Origin of the sequence: Oceanibaculum sp., from assembly GCF_022449305.1 — a bacterium.
Lineage (GTDB): Bacteria > Pseudomonadota > Alphaproteobacteria > Oceanibaculales > Oceanibaculaceae > Oceanibaculum > Oceanibaculum indicum.
Genome location: NZ_JAKUSO010000129.1, coordinates 1 through 1,860 on the forward strand (window position 1 = coordinate 1; position 1,860 = coordinate 1,860).

At 66.2% G+C, this 1,860-nt stretch carries 2 protein-coding genes; both read right to left on the bottom strand.

Features of this window, described 5'->3' with window-relative positions:
* A partial coding sequence (locus tag MK313_RS18135) for a hypothetical protein (RefSeq protein WP_287783652.1) occupies positions 1-891 on the bottom strand: 891 nt, incomplete at its 3' end.
* Positions 892-1,155: 264 nt separating this feature from the next.
* The gene (locus MK313_RS18140; protein ID WP_121218139.1) at positions 1,156-1,788 is read right to left on the bottom strand and encodes an HD-GYP domain-containing protein; all 633 of its coding nucleotides are present in this window, start codon (positions 1,786-1,788) and stop codon (positions 1,156-1,158) included.
* Positions 1,789-1,860 lie beyond the last annotated feature (72 nt).

Genomic DNA, 1,860 nt, shown 5'->3' on the forward strand with positions numbered 1-1,860 from the left:
CCCGCTGGTGCGGCGGTCGCCCGCGACCTCCGCCAGCAAAGCGATCACCAGCGCCGAGGATGGCACCACCACGATGGCCGACTGCACGGTGGTGAGGCCCAGCGTCAGAATGGTCGCGATGTTCACCACCACGATCACCACGATGGGCAGCAACACTGCGCCCAGCGCGCCCCAGAACCGGCCCGTCAGCTGGCGCGGCAAGGCGCACTGGCCAATCAGGAACGGAAAGGCCAGCACCGCCAGCGCCAGCGCGAAGCCCATGCCCATCAGCAGCGGCAGATTGACCTCCGGCAGCGCCGCCACGGCGACACCCATCGCCACGGTGAAGGGCGAGAAGAAGATTGCGATGCCCATGCCGCGCATGCCCCAGACCGCAAGGTCCTGCCGGGTCTCCTGGTCGCGCTCGCGAGTCAGGAACGGGGCAATGACGCTGACCGCGCCAATCGCCAGCGGCACGGAGAAAGCAAAGCTGAGCAGTTGCATGGCGCCACGCCGCGCCTGCAGCCGGAAGGCGACGAGGCTGTCCTGCACCTCGGCCAGGCGCGGGGCAGTCTGGACGATGCTGCGCAGCCCGTGCAGACAGGTGACGAAGGCGGTCAGCCGGGCTGCCCGCTCCAGCCCCGCCAGCCCCTCGCCCCAACCGCCGACGCGCCAGATCAGTAGCGTGCCGATGCCACCGAACACGATGACGGCAAAGCGCGGGAAGCCGCCGCGCACGATAGCGCCCCACAGCGCGATCATCGCCGCCATCAGCGCGGCGACGGTGATCGGCCAGCGCCAGCCGGACAGCAGCTCCGTTACCGCCAGGATCCAGATGATCAGCACCAGCAGGGGGATTGCCTGTTCCGCCTGCTTCTCGCCGGGTTTCTTCGCGCGTGCCGCTTCCGCCATGAGGCCCCTGCCGGTTTCGTCGGGGCCTATTGTGCCCGCTCCAGCCTATTGTGCGGGTGCGAAGATTGCATGGCTAGACCGCGCGTGTGCGGTGGTAAATCTCAGAACAAAGCTGCCTTATGCTTCGAGACGCCGCCCAAGGCTTTGGGCGGCTCCTCAGCATGAGGTCACTAAAGGGCACCGCCGGATATCCCACACACCCCTCGCCCTGAGGAGCCGGCGACAAGCCGGCGTCTCGAAGGGCATGGCCGGCATTGGAAAACCTCAGTGATAGCACCGCCAGTGCCAGGCGATTTCCGCATGGTGCTGTTCGACCACGCGCTTCACCTGCGGGCAGAATTTGTCGCGCGGCGTGCGCTCGTCGCCTTCCAGGATGATCGCCATGGCCCTATCGTGGGTCATGCCATCGCGGTAGGGCCGGTCCTCACGCAGCGCGTCATAGACATCCGCCACCCCGACGATGCGGGCCTCCAGCGGTATCTCCTCCCCCTTCAGCCCAAAGGGATAGCCGGACCCATCCATCGCTTCGTGATGATGCAACGCGATGCTGGCCGCCAGCTTCGCCAGCCGGCCGACATGCTGCATCAGCATCTCGTGGCCGGTCGCGGGATGCCCGCGCATCAGGGCGAACTCCTCCTGCGTCAGCCGGCCCGGCTTGCACAGTATTTCCGCCGGCACCTGCAGCTTGCCGATATCGTGATAGGCAGCAGCCGTGCCCAGCGCCAGGCACAGGCCCTCACTCACCCCCATATGGCGGGCGATCACCTCAGCGACATCGCCGACGGCGTTCTGATGGGTCTTCAGCCGGTATCGGGCATCGGCGCCAATGACTGCATCGGCTTCGAGCCGTGCGATCCACTCCGCCGATTCCAACTCTGCGCTTGCGGGTTCGGTCATGCTTCCCCGTCGTGACGCGTTCTCCTGGAGCCGACGATATTACAATTCGATTATTAATCGCAATGGTTGCGT

What these genes read in the sequence shown, in the direction of transcription:
- MK313_RS18140 (WP_121218139.1), bottom strand. Translation starts at nt 1,788, where the DNA reads ATGACCGAACCCGCAAGCGCAGAGTTGGAATCGGCGGAGTGGATCGCA.